Genomic DNA, 19687 nt, shown 5'->3' with positions numbered 1-19687 from the left:
ATTTACAATACTCCTGAAGCTAATTGGCCCTGAATCCAGACTTGTTGCACATGCAATCCGCTATCCAGAGCGATAATGCTGGCGCGTTTCCCTGGTTTTAGCGATCCGAGAACATCATCCATACCCAGCATTCGCGCCGGATGTAGCGATGCCATATGAATCGCCTCTGCTGGCGTCACACCTGTCAGCTCGACCATATTCCGTACCGCCGCATCGACAGACAGCGTGCTGCCCGCCAGTCCACCAGACGCGGTGCGTACAATACCGTCGTGCATCTGCACCTCCTCACCGCATAATGTATAACGACCATCTGGCATCCCGGCGGCCTGCATCGCGTCAGTGATCAGTACGATCCTCTCTTTCGCACAGCAACAGCACAGCGACATCGCCGCCGGATGCACATGATGACCATCGGCAATCAGCTCCAGCCAGGCGCGTTTGTCCGTTAACCCCGCGCCAATCATTCCCGGTTCGCGGTGATGTAAACCTGTCATCCCGTTATAGCAATGCACCAGGCCGTCTGCACCAGCGTCAAATGCGGCGCAGGTTTGTTGCCAGGTCGCCGCGCTATGCCCCAGCATCACCCGTACGTTTTGCTGATTAAGATGGCGGATGGCCTGCAATGCCCCCGTTTTTTCTGGTGCCAGCGCTACCACGCGCAAGGTGTGCTGAGAAACGGCAATCAGTTGATCCAGTTCGGCAATCTCCAGCTCGCGGAACAGCTCCGGCGGATGCGCGCCTTTATTCTGCGGCGTGAAGTACGGTCCTTCGAGATAACTCCCCAGCACCTGTGCGCCTGGCCCGCCACGTTGGCAACGTTGTGCGATACGTTCCAGCGCCGTATGAATGTCATTGAGTGGCGCGGTTACGGTCGTCGGCAACCAACTGCCGACGCCTTCGCGCGCTTTGTGCATTGCCAGCTTGTCGAGCGCATCCGGCGCATCATCCATCACATCAACGCCCGCACCGCCGTGTACATGAGTATCGATATAAGCGGGGCAGAGCAGCTCCGCATCGCGTTCGGTTACACCTACGGGGATCGGTTCGATTGCCGCGATCACACCGTCAGCAATACGCAGCTGATGGTCATCGAGCCAGCCCTCTTCAGTCAGCAGCCTTCTGGCGCGCAGAACGTGTGTCATATTCCTTCCTCGACCGGGCATTCTTCATGGCAGCGACCTAACTCGTCCACCAGACTGGTCAGCCCACGGTGTCCGCACTCCAGCGCTTGTACACGGAATTCTTCACCGCTTAATCCTTCGCGTTCCAGCACCATTTCGAGTAACAGTTGTAAATTGGTGCCGGTGATCACTTCACAGCCCGGTTTTTGCATTGCCAGCGTTGAAGCCGCGCGAAACGGTGTGCCGCCCAACAAATCCGTCAGAAAAACAATGCCGTCTTCACAATCCAGTTGGGCGATGGCTTCTTCAAGCTGCGAAGTCAGTAATGCGGTACTTGAGGTTTCCGGGAAATCGATCGCGATAAACTGCGACTGCTCGCCGAGAATTTGCTTCATTGCTTTTTCCATGCCGCTGGCAAATCCGCCATGCCCTGTCAAAATAATACTTAACATCTATTACCTCGTTGTATTTAAAGGAAATGACAGAATTTACCGACGATGCCGAGGACCACGGTGACGGCAATCAGACGCAGCGGACTCCAGCCGCGACGTACCAGCCAGAACATCGTCAGGGTATAGACCAGCGGTAAGAAGGCTGGCATCAGTTTGTCGATAACGTCAGCCTGCAATTTCACCACAGCATCGCCAGCCGTAATTTCCAGCGTGGTGCTTAAACGGACATAGGTCGCTACCAGTGCGCCGATCACCGTCATCCCAACGATAGACGCCGCATGATCCACTTTTTTGGTGTTCGCTTTAATCAGCGGGATTGCGGCGACGCCCATTCGATACGCGTAATGCGCAAGACCAAAACGCAAACCGAGATGCACCACGTTGAACAGCACAATAAATACGACCGCGCCAAGAATAGAGCCTTGTAGTGCGAGGCTTGCGCCTATCCCGCCACAAATCGGCAGCAGCGTCAGCCAGAACATCGCATCACCAATCCCGCCGAGCGGCGCGCCGACGGCAATTTTGGTGCTCTGAATACTGTTTACATCCTGCTTAGAACGCTCCATCGCGAGGATAATGCCGATAACAAACGTCACCAGAAACGGATGGGTATTGAAGAAGCCCATATGTCCTTTCATGGCGCGCGCCAGGTCGCGTTTATTGGTGTGGATCTTTTTCAGAGCCGGCAGCAGACCGTACAGCCAGCCGGAAGCCTGCATATGTTCGTAGTTAAAAGAAGCCTGCAACAGCATGGAACGCCAGGCGACACGGTTGATATCTTTTTTCGTCAGCTCCGCGCCAATGCTCTGATCTTCATACACGTTTTCATTGACGCCAGTCAGCAGCGTTTCTTCGTTTTCGCTGACATTCGGCAGGGTGGTTTGGTTAGATGCCATCTTCAAATTCCTCTTTCTGTGCCGCAGGTTGAGTCGGTTCAGGAGATTTACGCAGCAGGTCGATCAGCGCCATCGCCAGTGCGGCGGCAGCAATAGCCAGCACCGGTAGCTTGAGCCAGGCGGCGGCAACAAAGCCCAGGATGAAGTAAGGGATGTAGACGTTTTTCATCATGATTTTCAGCAGTACGGCAAAACCGATGGCTGGCATGATGCCGCCTGCGACGCCGAGGCCGTCGATTAAGCGTTGCGGCAGGACATCAATAATGGTTTTTGCGTGTTCTGCACCGAAATAGATCGGCAGAAAAGCGCAGAGAAAGTAGAAGATGCCAAGCGCCAGCAGCGCCAGATAGTTCACGCGTTCAATGCCGCGCGTATCGGCATTCTCCGCCATCCGGTCACAGCGGGACATCACGCCAGACATCACCGAGAACAGGAAGGTAATCCCCATCTGTACCGCAACCGCGAAAGGTACGGCGACCCCGACAGCAACATCCGGCTTCACACCTGTGGTAATGGCAAACGCCGTGCCGACAATGGTGCCGATAATGACGTTAGGCGGTTGTGCGCCCGCCAGCGGAGCCAGCCCCATCCATACCAGTTCCAGCGTACCGCCGGTTAAAATACCGGTATGCAGATCGCCAAGTATCAGCCCGACTAACGGACCGAGGACCACCGGGCGGTGCATATGGGTTAAACCGTTAAACATATCCAGGCCAGCGATAAAGGCGAGAATGCCTAACGCGAATGCCTGCAACAGACTAATTTCCATGATGATTCCCTCAAAGTAATTTAAAGAGGTCCACAGCAGGTTCTGTTGGAACGCCCTGAACGAAGCATTCCACCCCAGCGGCTTTCAGATCGTTAAATGCCGCGATATCGCCTGCATCCACAGAAACCGTTTTGGCGATTTGTTGCTTGCCATTGGCGTAGTGCATATTGCCAACGTTAATGCGACTCACCGGAACGCCACCTTTAACCAGCGTCAGGAAATCGGCAGGTGTTTTACAAACCAGCAGGATTTTCTGCCGATCGGCGGCGCGGTGGATGTTGTCGATGACTTTTTGCAGCGACCAGAAACGTACGGCGATCCCCTCTGCCAGCACCATTTCCATCAGGTTTTGTTGTACCGGATCTTCGGCAACTTCATCATTGGCTACCAGCACCAGATTTGCCCCCGCAAATCCGACCCACTGAACGCCGACCTGACCGTGAATCAAGCGTTCATCAATCCGGCTTAAAACAATATTTGGCATAGCGTGTTCCTCGTTGTTTTGGTTATTGGCCTGCACAGGCGGCGTGGTACTGCGCCAGGATGTCCTGAATATGGTTGATAATGAGTTCCCGTGGCGTTGGCTGTAGCTCGCCGGATCGAACCTTCACGTATTGCAGCGGCAGATACTGGCTGATGAGCGGCAGCGGAATAGGCGCATCCGCCAGATTGCGGACCAGATGAGCGAAAGCGTCATCAATCTGGCTGTCTGGCCAGTAGTAGCGTACGCGATCCGAGTAGCTGTAACCGCGTGCCAGACGACGCGCGTTGCCGTCTCCGTGGTAGTGGCTTTGCCAGTATTCCGGGCGGTCGAGCATCACGTTTTCCAGTACCTGGCGTAGACCGGAACAGGCTTTTGCCGACACCAGTTCTTCTTCAATCGCCGCCAGAGAAAACAGAGCCTCACGCAGGGCGAAAGTCAGCGCCGGGCCAACTTTCAGAATGGCAAAGTGGTCAATCACCAACTGGCGCAGTGACTGCGGCGTTTGATAATCGGTGGAGTGAGCTTCGAAAATCAGCGTTTCATAGTTTTCGACCATCTGGCTTAAGGCGGTCGCTTTTGCTGGCTGGTAATCAATAACATTGGTGTGATCGAATTCGACGCCAGGCTGCACGACCAGCGCAATAATGCGCGGCCAGATGGCGTTCAGCCCCTGCTTTTCAAAGGCGTGACGATGGGCTTCCAGCGTGGCGCGGGAGGCATCCGGTGTGGTGACCGCCAGTTCGTTTAAGGTTTCATGCGCGCCGCCGGGCACCGGAACTTCAGTACCAATGACATACACCAGATCGGCTTCGCCAAAGTGTTCACGACAGGTTTCTTCCGCCACTTTCGCCAGACGGGCAGCGCGCTCAGCCACGATGTCATCGGTTAAGGGAACCGGATCGTCCTGACAAGACATACTGCAATCGAGATGGATTTTTTTGAATCCCGCCGCGACGTAGCTTTTAATCAAATCATCGGCATTAGCCATGGCCTGAGCGGCAGGCAAGTTTTGCCAGCGGTTAGGGCCAAGATGATCGCCACCCAAAATCAACGCGTCCTGTGGGAAATGCAGCGAGTCGGCGAGTTGGCAAACGAAGCCGTGAAAATCGGCGGGCGTCATTCCGGTATAACCGCCGAACTGGTCCACCTGGTTGGAGGTCGCTTCAATCAGTAGCGGCGTGTGGTTTGCGCAGGCGTAGCGGATTGCTGCTTCCAGCACCAGCGGATGCGCGGAACAAACGGCATAAATCCCCTTTGTTTTGCCCGCTTTGTGCTGTCTCACCATTTCTGTCAGATGTTTCACTTTCCTCTCCAGTTCAGATTACTGCGATATCAATCTTTCGTTTTGTTTCAATTGATACTGCGTCATGGTGAGATAAAAATAAAACGAAAGGTAATGGTTTTCTGATCTGATTCACAAAAGAAACATAATGAAAGCAACTGAAACGATAGCAGCTTGCGCCACCGGGCGATGTGGGCTTGCATTTGCTTAATAGAAAGGCGTTAATAGACGAAACGAAATAAAACGAAAGTTTTACGAAAGGACTTACTATGAGCAATACCGACGCTGCAGGCGAGAAGCGAGTAACGGGCACCAGCGAACGACGAGAGCAGATCATTCAACGACTACGCCAGCAAGGTAGCGTGCAGGTTAATGATCTGTCGGCATTATTTGGTGTTTCTACGGTGACGATCCGCAACGATCTTGCATTCCTGGAAAAACAGGGGATCGCTGTGCGTGCCTACGGCGGCGCGTTGATCTGCGACAGTAATACGCCCTCGCTCGAGCCTTCGGTGGAAGATAAAAGTGCGTTGAATATCGCGATGAAACGTAGCGTTGCAAAGGCAGCCGTCGAGTTAATTCAACCGGGTCATCGCATCATTCTTGACTCAGGAACCACTACTTTTGAGATTGCTCGTTTGATGCGCAAGCACACCGACGTCATTGCCATGACCAACGGTATGAACGTGGCCAATGCTTTGCTGGAAGCGGAAGGCGTTGAGCTCCTGATGACCGGCGGGCATCTGCGCCGTCAGTCGCAATCTTTTTACGGCGATCAGGCGGAGCAATCGCTGCAAAATTATCACTTCGATATGTTATTTCTCGGCGTAGATGCTATCGATCTGGAGCGTGGCGTCAGCACGCACAATGAAGATGAAGCACGTTTAAATCGGCGGATGTGCGAAGTCGCGGAACGGATCATCGTGGTCACCGATTCCAGTAAGTTCAACCGATCCAGCCTACATAAAATCATCGATACCCAGCGGATCGATATGATCATTGTTGATGAAGGCATTCCTGCGGATAGTCTGGAAGGACTGCGAAAGGCTGGGATTGAGGTGATTCTGGTCGGAGAGTGAGAAAGGGTGCCCGCTGGTCAACACCAATGCGTTTGGCGGGCATTGTGAACACCATCAATGCTTTTCTTCTGTCTCTTGGGTGAGGGTTTCCCAGTCGGCAGGAGGATGTCCTCTTTTTAACATTTTGCTGAATACTGTATAGGCATCTGTTTTTTTACCGTAGGTGCGCAGTGTGTTTTCATCGTTCATCCATCCCAGAATGATGACTTTCTCTTTTTCACTGTAACGAAAGAAGAGACGATAGCGACCAGCACCAAATTTTACCCGTGACCAGTCTTTATTTTTCCCTGAGCCTAACGACTTGCCATGACGGAATGCCGGTGATGATGGATTGACCGTGATATGCTCCTCAATCACTTTATGGACCACCGCCAATAACTTTGTGGCAGCTTTTCTCTGATAATTTTCAGGATCTTTTCCCTTTAATGCCTCGACTTCGGCAACTAAAGCATCGTAGGTTTCCTGAAAACAGGGATGAGCATATAGCGCCCAACCATTAACCCTTTGTGGAAAATCCATTATTCGTCGTCGCCAATCTCATCGTCAATGTTGACGTCCATGCCAGCGACAAGTTTCTTTCCTTGTTGAATGTCGAATGGACGAGTTTTTTGCGGGTTGTTCTGGATATCTGCATCCAGAAAACGCAAAAATACATTCATAGTATGATCCTCCTGTTCATCTCCCAGTCGGCACATAAATACTTGCCCACCAGGCAGAATTTCGTAATGAATGCTGTCCAGGCCTGGCTTCAGTTTTAAGGCCTCACGCACTGGCGCGGGGATAGTTGTTTGTCCGCGTATCGTGACCTTTGATTCAGTGGTCAGTACAGCGTTAGAGCGAGCATTAGCGGGCATTATTTACTGTCCTTTTACAGCCTGTTTTCTGCTCAAATTATAAGCTTGAACTAAGGTAATGCAAATGCATTATTAATGGATGTGTGGACTTTAAACAATAAAAACATGGCACTAAGGCCATGTTTTGCGAGGGACGTTCCAAAAGAAATCAGGTCACCGGTGCCGGGTTAAACACCGCCAGTTGGTTATGCAGTCCCCATTGATCCGAGAAGGTTTTCTTCTTCCCGCTGGCGACGTCGAGAATAAAGTGGAACAGTTTCCAGCCGACCTCTTCGATGGTTTCTTTGCCGGTGGCGATGGTGCCTGCGTTGATATCCATTAAGTCAAACCAGCGGTTCGCCAGCTCTGTGCGAGTCGCCATTTTAATCACCGGCACCGCCATCAGGCCGTATGGCGTGCCGCGATCTGTCGTAAACACTTGCACGGTAATTCCTGAAGCCACTTGCTGTGTGCCGCAGACAAAATCGCTGGCAGGCGTGGCGGCGTAAATTAATCCGCGCTTAGTCGGGCGTTGACCAGGTGACAATACTTCAACAATGGCGCTTTTGCCTGATTTCGCAATGGAGCCGAGTGCTTTCTCCACCACGTTTGCCAGGCCGCCCTTTTTATTACCGGGCGAAGGGTTGGCGCTGCGGTCGGTTTTCCCCATATTGAGGTAGTTATCGTACCATTCCATCTCTTCCAGCAGACGCTTGCCGACCTCTTCGTTAACGGCGCGCGGTGTCAGCAAATGAATCGCGTCACGTACTTCCGTTACTTCCGAGAACATCACAGTTGCACCGCAGCGCACCAGTAGATCAGATGCGTAGCCCACTGCCGGATTTGCTGTCACGCCAGAAAACGCGTCGCTGCCGCCGCACTGCATACCAACCACCAGTTCTGAAGCCGGACAGGTTTCTCGCTGGCGTTGATTCAACTTGTGCAGGTGGCGCTCGGCAACCTGCAAAATATCCTCGACCATCGACTGAAAACCGACATGCTTTTCATCCTGTAAGCTGATAATACTGGCATTTTCCTGTGAAATGGCTGGTACATCTTCCGTTCCAGCCAGCAGGCGCTCAGGTTGCAATTTTTCGCATCCCAGACCAATTACCATCACTTCGCCGCCAAAGTTTGGGTTAAGCGAAATATTGTGAATGGTGCGAATGGGTATCACTGCCGCCGGAGCATTAATCGCTACGCCACAACCGTACAGGTGATTCAGTCCTACTACGCCATCGACGTTCGGGTATTTCGGCAGTAGATCACGCTCAATGATTTTCACTACGTAATCCACCACACCTGCGACACAGTGGACGCTGGTGGTGATTCCAAGCAGGTTTTTGCTGCCGACGCTACCATCGGCATTGCGATAGCCCTCAAAGGTGTACCCTTCCAGCGGCGGTAAGGGGGCTGGCACTTTGGTTGCCAGCGGTAGCGTATGTAATGGCGGAGCTTCCGGCAATATCACCATCGATTCGTCGATCCAGCTTCCGCGGAGGATTGCACGCACGGCATAACCAATCACTTCGCCATAACGAATGATTTCGCCATTAGCCGGAATATCTACTAATGCGACTTTATGCCCCCGGGGAATATGTTCAATTAATTCCAGACCATCCGGGAAACATGTTCCTGCTTTAAGGCCATTATCATTAACAATGATCGCGACATTATCTGTGTCGTGTACTTTTATATAAAACGCAGTCGGTGTTGTTTGTCTAATTTTGATGTTGGCCATTGTGCAATATTCTCCAGCCAGGGATATTAAAATGAGTATCGTGGCTCATTTAATAAAAAAATAACGTAAGGTGAATTTAGAATGTCAGGAGTTTGACTGCATAAATGTGATCGATATCAATCATTTTAGTTATAGCAACGCTTGTCGCCTGAGTGATATATCAATCTGTGCCTTAGCGCGCAGTGTCATGTGCATTTGCTCAAAATAATATTTAAATAACATTAATTAAATTAGCAAATGCACAATGATTATTATTCTCCTGTTACTTATACTAATTCACGACTTCATTATGCTCGAAATATTAATGAGGCTTATACATGACACTCATCAAATAATAATAAAATTAACACCAGTACCCGAGGTAAATAGAATGATTCTGGACACCGTGGAAGAAAAAAAGAAAGGCGTACATACACGCTATTTAATATTACTTATTATTTTTATTGTGACCGCTGTTAACTATGCCGATCGTGCAACGCTGTCGATTGCCGGTACTGAAGTGGCAAAAGAACTGCAATTAAGCACGGTTTCAATGGGCTATATTTTCTCCGCTTTTGGTTGGGCCTACCTGCTGATGCAGATCCCTGGCGGCTGGTTGCTTGATAAGTTTGGATCGAAGAGAGTTTACACTTACAGCCTCTTTTTCTGGTCGCTGTTCACCTTCCTGCAAGGCTTTGTCGATATGTTCCCGCTGACCTGGGCAGGTATCTCGATGTTTTTTATGCGCTTTATGCTGGGGTTCTCGGAAGCACCTTCCTTCCCCGCTAACGCCCGTATTGTGGCTGCCTGGTTCCCGACGAAAGAACGGGGAACCGCCTCCGCTATCTTTAACTCGGCGCAATATTTCTCTCTGGCGCTTTTCTCGCCGCTGTTGGGGTGGCTGACCTTCGCCTGGGGCTGGGAACATGTTTTTACCGTCATGGGAGGAATTGGTTTTGTGCTAACGGCGTTGTGGGTCAAGTTAATTCATAACCCGACAGAGCACCCGCGTATTTCAGCGGAAGAGCTGAAGTTTATCTCTGAAAATGGCGCGGTGGTCGATATGGATCACAAAAAGCCGGGCAGTGCGACGGTAAGTGGTCCCAGGCTGCATTACATCAAGCAATTGCTCTCTAACCGCATGATGTTGGGAGTATTTTTCGGACAATATTTTATCAACACCATCACCTGGTTTTTCCTGACCTGGTTCCCGATTTATCTGGTGCAGGAAAAGGGGATGTCGATTCTGAAAGTGGGACTGGTCGCGTCGATTCCGGCATTGTGTGGTTTTGCCGGCGGCGTACTCGGCGGTGTCTTTTCGGATTATTTGATCAAACGCGGCGCTTCTCTGACTCTGGCGCGTAAGTTACCGATTGTGCTGGGTATGCTGCTGGCTTCCACCATCATCTTATGTAACTACACCAACAACACCACGCTGGTAATCATGCTGATGGCGCTGGCTTTTTTTGGCAAAGGTTTTGGCGCGCTGGGGTGGCCGGTGATTTCCGATACCGCGCCGAAAGAGATTATTGGCCTCTGCGGCGGCGTATTTAACGTCTTTGGCAATGTTGCTTCCATCGTCACTCCCCTGGTGATTGGTTATCTGGTGAGTGAATTGCACTCCTTCAATGCGGCTCTGGTCTTTGTCGGATGTTCGGCGCTGATGGCGATGGTCTGCTACCTCTTTGTGGTTGGCGACATTAAACGAATGGAATTGCAGAAATAAGCGAAGGTATAAGCGATGAATAACAATATTTTCCCCAATAAATTCAAAGCCGCATTGGCCGCGAAACAGGTGCAGATTGGCTGCTGGTCAGCGCTCTCTAATCCTATTAGCACAGAAGTTCTGGGCCTGGCCGGCTTTGACTGGCTGGTGCTTGATGGGGAACATGCGCCAAATGATATCTCGACGTTCATTCCACAATTGATGGCCCTGAAAGGCAGTGCCAGCGCGCCAGTGGTACGGGTGCCGACCAACGAACCGGTGATGATTAAGCGTCTTCTGGATATCGGTTTTTATAACTTTCTGATCCCATTTGTGGAAACGGAAGAGGAAGCAGAGCAGGCGGTGGCGTCGACGCGTTATCCGCCGGAAGGTATCCGTGGCGTCTCTGTTTCTCATCGCGCCAATATGTTTGGCACCGTGGCGGATTACTTCGTCCAGTCGAATAAGAACATCACTATTCTGGTGCAAATTGAAAGCCAGCAAGGCGTAGATAATGTCGATACCATCGCTGCGACCGAAGGCGTAGATGGCATCTTCGTCGGTCCCAGCGATCTGGCGGCAGCATTAGGCCATCTCGGTAATGCCTTACACCCGGAAGTACAAAACGCCATTCAGCATATTTTTAATCGCGCCAAAGCTTACGGTAAGCCCTGCGGCATCCTTGCGCCTGTTGAAGCTGATGCTCGTCGTTATCTGGAATGGGGGGCGACGTTTGTGGCCGTCGGTAGCGATCTCGGCATGTTCCGCTCTGCCACCCAGAAACTGGCAGATACCTTTAAAAAATAACCACCGCCGCAACAAGAGAGATGATTGATATGACGATGAAAGTGGGTTTTATTGGCCTGGGTATTATGGGTAAACCAATGAGTAAAAACCTTCTGAAAGCGGGTTACTCGCTGGTGGTTTCTGACCGTAATCCTGAAGCGATTGCTGAAGTGATTGCCGCAGGTGCAGAAACAGCCTCTACGGCTAAAGCGATTGCTGAACAGTGCGATGTCATTATTACCATGCTGCCAAACTCCCCGCATGTAAAAGAGGTGGCGCTGGGGGAAAATGGCATCATTGATGGCGCCAAACCGGGCACGGTATTGATCGATATGAGTTCAATCGCTCCGCTGGCAAGTCGTGAAATCAGCGAAGCACTGAAAGCGAAAGGTATTGATATGCTGGACGCCCCGGTGAGCGGCGGCGAACCGAAAGCGATCGATGGCACTTTGTCAGTGATGGTAGGTGGCGATAAGGCTATTTTCGACAAATACTATGATTTGATGAAATCGATGGCGGGGTCCGTGGTGCATACCGGTGAAATCGGTGCGGGTAACGTCACCAAACTGGCAAACCAGGTCATTGTTGCGTTGAATATTGCAGCGATGTCAGAAGCATTAACGCTGGCGGCCAAAGCGGGCGTTAACCCGGATCTGGTTTATCAGGCAATTCGTGGTGGGCTGGCGGGGAGTACCGTTCTGGATGCGAAAGCGCCAATGGTTATGGACAGGAATTTTAAACCAGGGGTTCGTATTGATTTGCATATTAAAGACCTGGCAAACGCGCTGGATACTTCCCATGGTGTGGGCGCACAACTGCCGTTGACAGCAGCGGTCATGGAGATGATGCAGGCGCTGCGTGCCGATGGTTCAGGAACGGCGGACCATAGCGCCCTGGTGTGCTACTACGAAAAACTGGCAAAAATCGAAGTCACTCGTTGATGATGTCGTGCCCGGATGGCGTATTGCTATCCGGGCACGGAATTCAGGCCGATAAGAGAAACGCCCTCCGGCGTCATGTGGTAACAGGCAAAGGTATGAAAATCGTAATCGCTCCAGACTCTTATAAAGAAAGTTTATCTGCCAGCGAGGTCGCACAGGCGATAGAAAAAGGATTTCGGGAAATTTTTCCTGATGCGCGGTACGTTTCTGTTCCAGTTGCTGACGGAGGGGAAGGGACAGTAGAGGCGATGATTGCCGCCACTCAAGGCGCTGAGCGTCAGGCGTGGGTTACCGGGCCATTGGGCGAGAAAGTGAAGGCCAGTTGGGGGATTTCTGGCGACGGCAAAACGGCGTTTATCGAAATGGCCGCAGCCAGTGGGCTGGCGTTGGTACCTCCAGAAAAGCGAGATCCGCTGGTGACCACTTCACGTGGCACTGGTGAGCTTATCCTACAGGCGCTGGAGAGCGGCGCGACCAGTATCATTATTGGCATTGGCGGCAGCGCCACCAATGATGGCGGTGCAGGCATGGTGCAGGCATTGGGGGCGAAGCTAAGCGATGCCAATGGCAATGAAATAGGCTTTGGCGGCGGCAGCCTTAATACCCTGAACACGATTGATATTTCCGGCCTCGACCCGCGTTTAAAGGATTGTACGATCCGCGTAGCCTGTGATGTCACCAACCCGCTGGTGGGCGATAGTGGTGCTTCGCGTATCTTTGGCCCACAAAAGGGAGCGAGCGAAGCGACCATTGTCGAGCTGGACAAGAATCTCTCTCATTATGCTGATGTCATCAAAAAATCTCTCCATGTTGATGTGAAGGATGTGCCTGGTGCGGGCGCGGCGGGCGGTATGGGGGCGGCGTTGATGGCGTTTCTCGGGGCAGAGCTAAAAAGCGGTATTGAAATTGTTACCGCGGCGCTGAATCTGGAAGAGCACATTCATGATTGTACGTTGGTGATCACCGGAGAGGGGCGCATCGATAGCCAGAGCATACACGGCAAGGTGCCTGTTGGAGTGGCGAGCGTGGCGAAGAAGTACCATAAACCGGTAATTGGTATTGCAGGTAGCCTGACGAACGATGTCGCTGTTGTACATCAACATGGCATTGATGCTGTATTCAGCGTATTGAACAGCGTTGTTACGCTGGATGAAGCTTTCCGTGGGGCTTATGACAATATTTACCGTGCTTCGCGTAATATCGCCGCGACACTGGCGATTGGAATGCGCAACGCGGGGTGACAAGGGCGTGCAAACCCTCTATACTGCACGCCGAAGCTGACCAGACAGTCGCCGCTTCGTCGTCGTCCTCTTCGGGGGAGACGGGCGGAGGGGAGGAAAGTCCGGGCTCCATAGGGCAGGGTGCCAGGTAACGCCTGGGGGGGAAACCCACGACCAGTGCAACAGAGAGCAAACCGCCGATGGCCCACGCGAGTGGGATCAGGTAAGGGTGAAAGGGTGCGGTAAGAGCGCACCGCGCGGCTGGTAACAGTCCGTGGCACGGTAAACTCCACCCGGAGCAAGGCCAAATAGGGGTTCATAAGGTACGGCCCGTACTGAACCCGGGTAGGCTGCTTGAGCCAGTGAGCGATTGCTGGCCTAGATGAATGACTGTCCACGACAGAACCCGGCTTATCGGTCAGTTTCACCTGTTTTAACGAAAACCCGCCAGTGTAAGCTGGCGGGTTTTTGCTTTTGGCGTGCAAGAGGATGAATGACTGTCCACACGCTATATCCAAAAGAAATATTTTGCATGCCGGATAAGACGTTCACACCGCATCCGGCATGAACAACGCGCAATTTGTCAACAATTAATATGAGAATAATGAAAAATAAATATAACATCCATTATGTTCATCCATGCCTGGATAAGAATTGCAATCATAATTCATATATATTTAATATATGAATTATCCATGTTATTAAGCCCCACGTTATTTTCAATAACATCATACGCTGAGATTATCTCCGCAAACTTTATTTTTACCGACCAATAATCAATGACTTTATTATTATTGTAACTATGTGTTTGCATTGGTGGGGGAGAACGGTCAGAAAAATGCTCACTTACCAGCATTAGCGTAAACGGATAAAAAACTTCGTGACCTTGACGATGCGGAGTGTGACTTCAGCTACCCTTGTGTTCTCCTTTTCGGCATATGGTTTCTGGCAGCAATTATTAGTTTTGTGATCCTCAACACAAAATGCTATTCGGTAGTCAGAAGAAAGGAAAAAATTATGAAAAACGATTGCATTCACAAAATGACGTTCTGTTATGGCGGAAAACATGGATGTTGATGGGGTGTTTCATGTGTTTACCTGTTGTGATGAATTGTTTGTTGTATTGATAAAATAAATGTTGTGCGACCAACAAATAGCGTAAAAAAATGTGATGCGGCGCATTATTTATCCGTAGAAATGATTTATTTATAGTAAAAGTTGATAACTTGCTTATTAAATTTAACTTAAAGTTTGCTTGTGAAATACACAGTAATTGCTTGAAATATCATCGCAGAGTACTTTTTTAATAAGCCATATAAAATGTGTTGTTATCGCCATAAAATATGGTTATCCCTCCTTGTTTCTTTGATAAAAATCAGGGTTTATGCTGATTTTATGTTTATAACTCATTGATATTTAATGTGTTTATTGGTTTTAAAAGATACCTGGAAAACAATTGAAAGATAATTTGTGAGTGGTCGCACATATCCTGTCGATTTCAATTTGGTACACTCCATGCCGTCAATGAGGTAATTAACGTAGGTTGCTATGAGCACTATTCTTCTTCCTAAAACGCAACATCTGGTGATCTTTCAGGAAGTCATCAGAAGTGGCTCTATCGGCTCGGCTGCAAAAGAGTTAGGGCTAACTCAACCTGCTGTCAGTAAAATCATTAATGATATTGAAGATTATTTTGGTGTGGAATTAGTGGTGCGGAAAAATACTGGCGTAACGTTAACACCTGCTGGTCAATTATTGCTCTCACGCTCCGAATCCATTACCCGTGAAATGAAAAATATGGTTAATGAAATTAGCGGAATGTCCTCTGAGGCTATTGTTGAAGTTTCATTTGGCTTTCCTTCGTTGATTGGCTTCACTTTTATGTCAGGAATGCTCAGCAAATTCAAAGAGGTGTTCCCGAAAGCGCAGGTTTCAATGTATGAAGCGCAATTGTCTTCATTCTTACCCGCAATCCGTGATGGGCGTCTGGACTTTGCGATTGGTACGTTGAGTGCAGAAATGAAACTTCAGGATTTGCATGTTGAGCCGCTGTTTGAGTCAGAGTTTGTTCTGGTGGCCAGCAAGTCCCGAACATGCATCGGCACCACCACACTGGAGTCATTAAAGAATGAACAGTGGGTGTTGCCGCAGACGAATATGGGATACTACAGCGAGCTTCTTACTACATTACAAAGAAATGGCATCAGTATTGAAAACATCGTTAAAACCGATTCAGTTGTAACAATATATAATCTTGTTCTCAATGCTGATTTCTTAACTGTAATTCCTTGTGATATGACTTCGCCTTTTGGTTCTAATCAATTTATTACTATTCCTGTTGAAGAAACATTGCCTGTAGCGCGATATGCCGCGGTATGGTCAAAAAATTATCGTATTAAAAAAGCAGCATCGGTTTTGGTGGAATTAGCCAAAGAATATTCATCTTATAATGGGTGTCGACGAAGGCAATTAATAGAAGTTGGTTAGATATTTATTTTTTCTTAAGCATAAATAATCCACCTGTCTGTTTTTCGGGTGTCGGTTACGGTTACCTACATATTTAATCTAGGTTAAGAGGTTTTATAATGCATATTACATACGATCTGCCGGTTGCTATTGATGACATTATTGAAGCAAAACAACGTCTGGCTGGGCGAATTTATAAAACAGGCATGCCTCGCTCTAACTATTTTAGTGAACGTTGCAAAGGTGAAATATTCCTGAAATTTGAAAACATGCAACGTACTGGCTCTTTTAAAATTCGTGGCGCATTTAACAAATTAAGTTCACTTACTGATGCAGAAAAACGCAAAGGCGTGGTGGCGTGTTCCGCAGGCAATCACGCACAAGGGGTTTCACTCTCCTGCGCAATGCTTGGGATCAACGGTAAAGTGGTGATGCCGAAAGGTGCGCCAAAATCTAAAGTCGCGGCAACGTGCGATTACTCTGCTGAAGTGGTGCTGCACGGTGACAACTTCAACGACACTATCGCTAAAGTAAGCGAAATTGTCGAAACGGAAGGTCGCATCTTTATTCCTCCTTATGATGATCCGAAAGTCATTGCCGGCCAGGGAACCATTGGTCTGGAAATTATGGAAGATCTCTATGATGTTGATAACGTGATTGTACCAATCGGCGGCGGCGGTTTAATTGCTGGTATTGCGGTGGCGATTAAATCTATTAATCCAACTATCCGCGTTATTGGTGTGCAGTCAGAAAACGTTCACGGCATGGCGGCATCTTTCCACTCTGGAGAAATAACCACGCACCGAACTACCGGCACCCTGGCGGATGGTTGTGATGTCGCCCGCCCGGGTAATTTAACTTACGAAATCGTTCGTGAATTAGTCGATGACATTGTACTGGTTAGCGAAGATGAAATCAGAAACAGCATGATTGCTTTAATTCAGCGTAATAAAGTCGTCACCGAAGGCGCTGGCGCTCTGGCATGTGCTGCATTATTAAGCGGTAAATTGGACCAATATATTCAAAACAGAAAAACCGTCAGTATTATTTCCGGCGGAAATATCGATCTTTCTCGCGTCTCTCAAATCACCGGTTTCGTTGACGCTTAATTATCTCGTTGAGGATAGGATATGAGTACTTCAGATAGCATTGTATCCAGCCAGACAAAACAATCGTCCTGGCGTAAATCAGATACCACATGGACGTTAGGTTTGTTTGGTACAGCAATCGGCGCCGGGGTGCTGTTCTTCCCTATCCGCGCAGGTTATGGCGGACTGATCCCGATTCTTTTGATGTTGGTATTGGCATACCCCATTGCATTTTTCTGCCACCGGGCGCTGGCGCGTCTGTGCCTCTCTGGTTCTAACCCTTCCGGCAACATTACGGAAACGGTGGAGGAGCACTTCGGTAAGATGGGCGGGGTAGTTATTACCTTCCTGTACTTCTTCGCAATTTGTCCGCTGTTGTGGATTTATGGCGTCACCATTACCAATACCTTTATGACCTTCTGGGAAAACCAGTTGGGCTTTGCGGCGCTAAACCGTGGCTTTGTGGCGCTGTTCCTGCTGCTGCTGATGGCATTCGTCATCTGGTTTGGTAAAGATTTGATGGTTAAGGTGATGAGCTTCCTGGTGTTTCCGTTTATCGCCTGTCTGGTATTGATCTCTCTGTCACTGATCCCTTACTGGAACTCTGCGGTTATTGATCAAGTTGATCTGAGCAATATCGCGCTGACCGGACATGATGGCATTCTGGTTACGCTGTGGCTGGGGATTTCCATCATGGTCTTCTCCTTTAACTTCTCGCCCATTGTCTCTTCCTTTGTGGTTTCTAAACGCGAAGAGTATGAAAAAGATTTTGGTCGCGACTTTACCGAGCAGAAATGTTCCCAAATTATCTCCCGCGCCAGCGTGTTGATGGTTGCTGTGGTGATGTTCTTTGCTTTTAGCTGCCTGTTTACTCTGTCTCCGGCAAACATGGCAGAAGCAAAAGCGCAGAACATTCCGGTGCTCTCTTACCTGGCTAACCACTTTGCTTCCATGTCCGGTGAGAAATCGACCTTTGCCACCACGCTGGAATATGCGGCTTCCATCATCGCGTTAGTTGCTATCTTCAAATCTTTCTTTGGTCACTATCTGGGAACACTGGAAGGCCTGAATGGCCTGATTCTGAAGTTCGGTTATAAAGGCGACAAAACCAAAGTATCGATGGGTAAACTGAACACCCTTAGTATGATTTTCATCATGGGTTCCACTTGGGTAGTTGCTTACGCCAACCCAAATATTCTGGACCTGATTGAAGCCATGGGCGCGCCGATTATCGCTTCATTGCTCTGCCTGTTGCCGATGTATGCCATCCGTAAAGCGCCGTCTCTGGCGAAATACCGTGGCCGTCTGGATAACGTGTTTGTCACTGCGATTGGTCTGCTGACCATTCTGAACATCGTATACAAATTGTTTTAATCCGTAATTCAGGATGAGAAAAGAGATGAATGAATTTCCGGTTGTCTTGGTTATTAACTGTGGTTCGTCTTCAATTAAATTTTCCGTACTGGATGCCTGTGATTGTGAAGTATTAATGTCAGGTATTGCCGACGGTATTAATTCGGAAAATGCATTCTTGTCCGTAAATGGAGGAGAGCCAGCTAAGCTGGCTCTCCACAGCTACGAAGGTGCGTTGAAGGCAATTGCATTTGAACTGGAAAAACGGAATTTAAATGACAGTGTGGCCTTAATTAGCCACCGCATCGCCCACGGCGGCAGTATTTTTACTGAGTCCGTCATTATTACCGATGAAGTCATTGATAATATCCGTCGTGTTTCTCCATTAGCACCACTACATAATTACGCCAATTTAAGTGGTATTGAATCGGCGCAGCAATTATTCCCGGGCGTCACTCAAGTGGCGGTATTTGATACCAGTTTCCACCAGACAATGGCGCCAGAGGCTTATTTATACGGTCTGCCGTGGAAATATTACGAAGAGTTAGGTGTGCGTCGTTATGGTTTCCACGGCACGTCGCACCGTTATGTTTCTCAGCGCGCCCATTCGCTGCTGGAGCTGGCGGAAGATGACTCTGGCCTGGTTGTGGCGCATCTTGGCAATGGCGCGTCAATCTGCGCAGTTCGTAACGGTCAGAGCGTGGATACGTCGATGGGTATGACGCCGCTGGAAGGCTTGATGATGGGCACGCGCAGTGGTGATGTTGATTTCGGCGCAATGTCCTGGGTGGCGAGCCAAACCCGTCAAAGTCTGAGTGACCTGGAACGTGTAGTGAATAAAGAGTCGGGATTATTAGGTATTTCCGGTCTTTCTTCAGATTTACGTGTTCTGGAAAAAGCCTGGCATGAAGGTCACGAACGCGCGCAACTGGCAATTAAAACCTTTGTTCACCGTATTGCTCGCCATATTGCCGGACATGCCGCTTCGTTACATCGGTTGGATGGCATTATATTCACCGGAGGAATAGGGGAAAATTCAAATTTAATTCGTCGATTGGTTATGGAGCATTTAGCCGTATTAGGTGTAGAGATTGATGAGGATTTAAATAATCGCTCTAATGCTTATGGCGAACGAATTATTTCCAGCGAAAATGCCCGCGTAACTTGTGCCGTTATTCCGACAAATGAAGAAAAAATGATTGCGTTAGATGCTATTCATTTAGGCAAAGTTAACGCTCCCGCAGAATTTGCATAATTTAGTTGAAGTATTGTAGAGAGATTATTTTCCATGAAGGTAGATATTGATACCAGCGATAAGCTGTACGCCAACGCATGGCTTGGCTTTAAAGGTACGGACTGGAAAGATGAAATTAATGTCCGCGATTTTATTCAACATAACTATACGCCATATGAAGGTGATGAATCTTTCCTCGCCGAAGCGACACCTGCCACCACGGCATTGTGGGAAAAGGTGATGGAAGGAATTCGTATT

General features: G+C 49.3%; 20 protein-coding genes and 1 other RNA gene. 11 read left to right on the top strand and 10 right to left on the bottom strand.

The features are described from left to right. Positions 1-2: 2 nt before the first annotated feature. The 6 genes from nagA to kbaZ are packed head-to-tail and all read right to left on the bottom strand — an operon-like array spanning position 3 to position 5025. Positions 3-1142: an N-acetylglucosamine-6-phosphate deacetylase gene (nagA, locus tag EA14781_RS00100; protein WP_002461026.1), complete on the bottom strand. Its 1140-nt coding sequence runs from the start codon at positions 1140-1142 to the stop codon at positions 3-5. After that, positions 1139-1573: a PTS galactosamine/N-acetylgalactosamine transporter subunit IIA gene (gene agaF / locus EA14781_RS00095; RefSeq protein WP_000948821.1), complete on the bottom strand. Its 435-nt coding sequence runs from the start codon at positions 1571-1573 to the stop codon at positions 1139-1141. The genes nagA and agaF overlap by 4 nt, the downstream gene beginning before the upstream one ends. Before the next feature lie 17 nt (positions 1574-1590). Next, on the bottom strand, positions 1591-2469 hold the full coding sequence (gene agaE, locus EA14781_RS00090) for a PTS N-acetylgalactosamine transporter subunit IID (RefSeq protein WP_002461028.1): 879 nt from the start codon (positions 2467-2469) through the stop codon (positions 1591-1593). Further along, positions 2459-3238 carry a PTS N-acetylgalactosamine transporter subunit IIC gene (agaW, locus tag EA14781_RS00085; protein ID WP_000406226.1) on the bottom strand — a complete coding sequence of 260 codons (780 nt, stop codon included), beginning with the start codon at positions 3236-3238 and terminating at the stop codon, positions 2459-2461. Before agaW ends, agaE begins: the two co-directional genes overlap by 11 nt. Before the next feature lie 10 nt (positions 3239-3248). Then, the gene (agaV, locus tag EA14781_RS00080) at positions 3249-3722 is read right to left on the bottom strand and encodes a PTS N-acetylgalactosamine transporter subunit IIB (protein WP_002461030.1); all 474 of its coding nucleotides are present in this window, start codon (positions 3720-3722) and stop codon (positions 3249-3251) included. 22 nt (positions 3723-3744) lie between these two features. Next, positions 3745-5025, bottom strand: coding sequence for a tagatose-bisphosphate aldolase subunit KbaZ (gene kbaZ, locus EA14781_RS00075; protein WP_000681902.1), 1281 nt, complete (start codon positions 5023-5025; stop codon positions 3745-3747). A 248-nt stretch (positions 5026-5273) separates the two neighbouring features. On the opposite strand from kbaZ, the gene agaR reads away from it, so the two are divergent. Then, positions 5274-6083, top strand: a complete 810-nt coding sequence (agaR, locus tag EA14781_RS00070; RefSeq protein WP_000072169.1) for an aga operon transcriptional regulator AgaR — start codon at positions 5274-5276, stop codon at positions 6081-6083. Positions 6084-6137: 54 nt separating this feature from the next. Here agaR and yhaV read toward each other — a convergent pair whose 3' ends face one another. From yhaV to garD, 3 genes are all read right to left on the bottom strand, one after another. Continuing rightward, the gene (gene yhaV / locus EA14781_RS00065) at positions 6138-6602 is read right to left on the bottom strand and encodes a type II toxin-antitoxin system ribonuclease toxin YhaV (protein WP_000347254.1); all 465 of its coding nucleotides are present in this window, start codon (positions 6600-6602) and stop codon (positions 6138-6140) included. Beyond that, positions 6602-6937 carry a type II toxin-antitoxin system antitoxin PrlF gene (gene prlF / locus EA14781_RS00060; protein ID WP_024164702.1) on the bottom strand — a complete coding sequence of 112 codons (336 nt, stop codon included), beginning with the start codon at positions 6935-6937 and terminating at the stop codon, positions 6602-6604. Before prlF ends, yhaV begins: the two co-directional genes overlap by 1 nt. 148 nt (positions 6938-7085) lie before the next feature. Beyond that, positions 7086-8657, bottom strand: coding sequence for a galactarate dehydratase (gene garD / locus EA14781_RS00055; protein WP_001273944.1), 1572 nt, complete (start codon positions 8655-8657; stop codon positions 7086-7088). Between the two features lie 370 nt (positions 8658-9027). On the opposite strand from garD, the gene garP reads away from it, so the two are divergent. From garP to rnpB, 5 genes are all read left to right on the top strand, one after another. Continuing rightward, positions 9028-10362 (top strand): galactarate/glucarate/glycerate transporter GarP, encoded by a 1335-nt coding sequence (gene garP / locus EA14781_RS00050; RefSeq protein ID WP_000599659.1) that lies wholly within the window; start codon positions 9028-9030, stop codon positions 10360-10362. A gap of 15 nt (positions 10363-10377) precedes the next feature. Next, on the top strand, positions 10378-11148 hold the full coding sequence (gene garL / locus EA14781_RS00045; RefSeq protein ID WP_001063507.1) for a 2-dehydro-3-deoxyglucarate aldolase: 771 nt from the start codon (positions 10378-10380) through the stop codon (positions 11146-11148). A 29-nt stretch (positions 11149-11177) separates the two neighbouring features. Next, on the top strand, positions 11178-12068 hold the full coding sequence (gene garR / locus EA14781_RS00040) for a 2-hydroxy-3-oxopropionate reductase (RefSeq protein ID WP_024164703.1): 891 nt from the start codon (positions 11178-11180) through the stop codon (positions 12066-12068). Between the two features lie 95 nt (positions 12069-12163). Then, positions 12164-13309, top strand: a complete 1146-nt coding sequence (gene garK, locus EA14781_RS00035; protein ID WP_000706499.1) for a glycerate 2-kinase — start codon at positions 12164-12166, stop codon at positions 13307-13309. Between the two features lie 32 nt (positions 13310-13341). Continuing rightward, an RNA gene (gene rnpB / locus EA14781_RS22290) (RNase P RNA component class A) lies at positions 13342-13718 on the top strand. A 237-nt stretch (positions 13719-13955) separates the two neighbouring features. On the opposite strand, the gene EA14781_RS26225 is transcribed toward rnpB, so the two are convergent. After that, on the bottom strand, positions 13956-14144 hold the full coding sequence (locus EA14781_RS26225; protein WP_002461041.1) for a hypothetical protein: 189 nt from the start codon (positions 14142-14144) through the stop codon (positions 13956-13958). A 692-nt stretch (positions 14145-14836) separates the two neighbouring features. Here EA14781_RS26225 and tdcA point away from each other — a divergent pair. The 5 genes from tdcA to EA14781_RS00005 all read left to right on the top strand — a co-directional run. After that, on the top strand, positions 14837-15775 hold the full coding sequence (gene tdcA, locus EA14781_RS00025) for a transcriptional regulator TdcA (RefSeq protein ID WP_000104193.1): 939 nt from the start codon (positions 14837-14839) through the stop codon (positions 15773-15775). A gap of 98 nt (positions 15776-15873) precedes the next feature. After that, entirely contained in the window at positions 15874-16863 is a 990-nt protein-coding gene (gene tdcB, locus EA14781_RS00020; RefSeq protein ID WP_000548358.1) for a bifunctional threonine ammonia-lyase/L-serine ammonia-lyase TdcB, read from the top strand. 21 nt (positions 16864-16884) lie between these two features. After that, a complete protein-coding gene (tdcC, locus tag EA14781_RS00015; protein WP_000107730.1) occupies positions 16885-18216 on the top strand; it encodes a threonine/serine transporter TdcC in 1332 nt (443 codons plus the stop codon). A gap of 25 nt (positions 18217-18241) precedes the next feature. After that, positions 18242-19450 carry a propionate kinase gene (gene tdcD, locus EA14781_RS00010; RefSeq protein ID WP_002461046.1) on the top strand — a complete coding sequence of 403 codons (1209 nt, stop codon included), beginning with the start codon at positions 18242-18244 and terminating at the stop codon, positions 19448-19450. A gap of 33 nt (positions 19451-19483) precedes the next feature. After that, on the top strand, positions 19484-19687 hold a 204-nt coding region (locus EA14781_RS00005), incomplete at its 3' end, for a formate acetyltransferase (RefSeq protein WP_042335266.1).

It is taken from the genome of Escherichia albertii NBRC 107761 = DSM 17582 (assembly GCF_000759775.1).
Taxonomy (GTDB): domain Bacteria; phylum Pseudomonadota; class Gammaproteobacteria; order Enterobacterales; family Enterobacteriaceae; genus Escherichia; species Escherichia albertii.
Note: the sequence above shows the minus strand (reverse complement) of the source record. Positions and strands in the feature narration are given on the sequence as shown.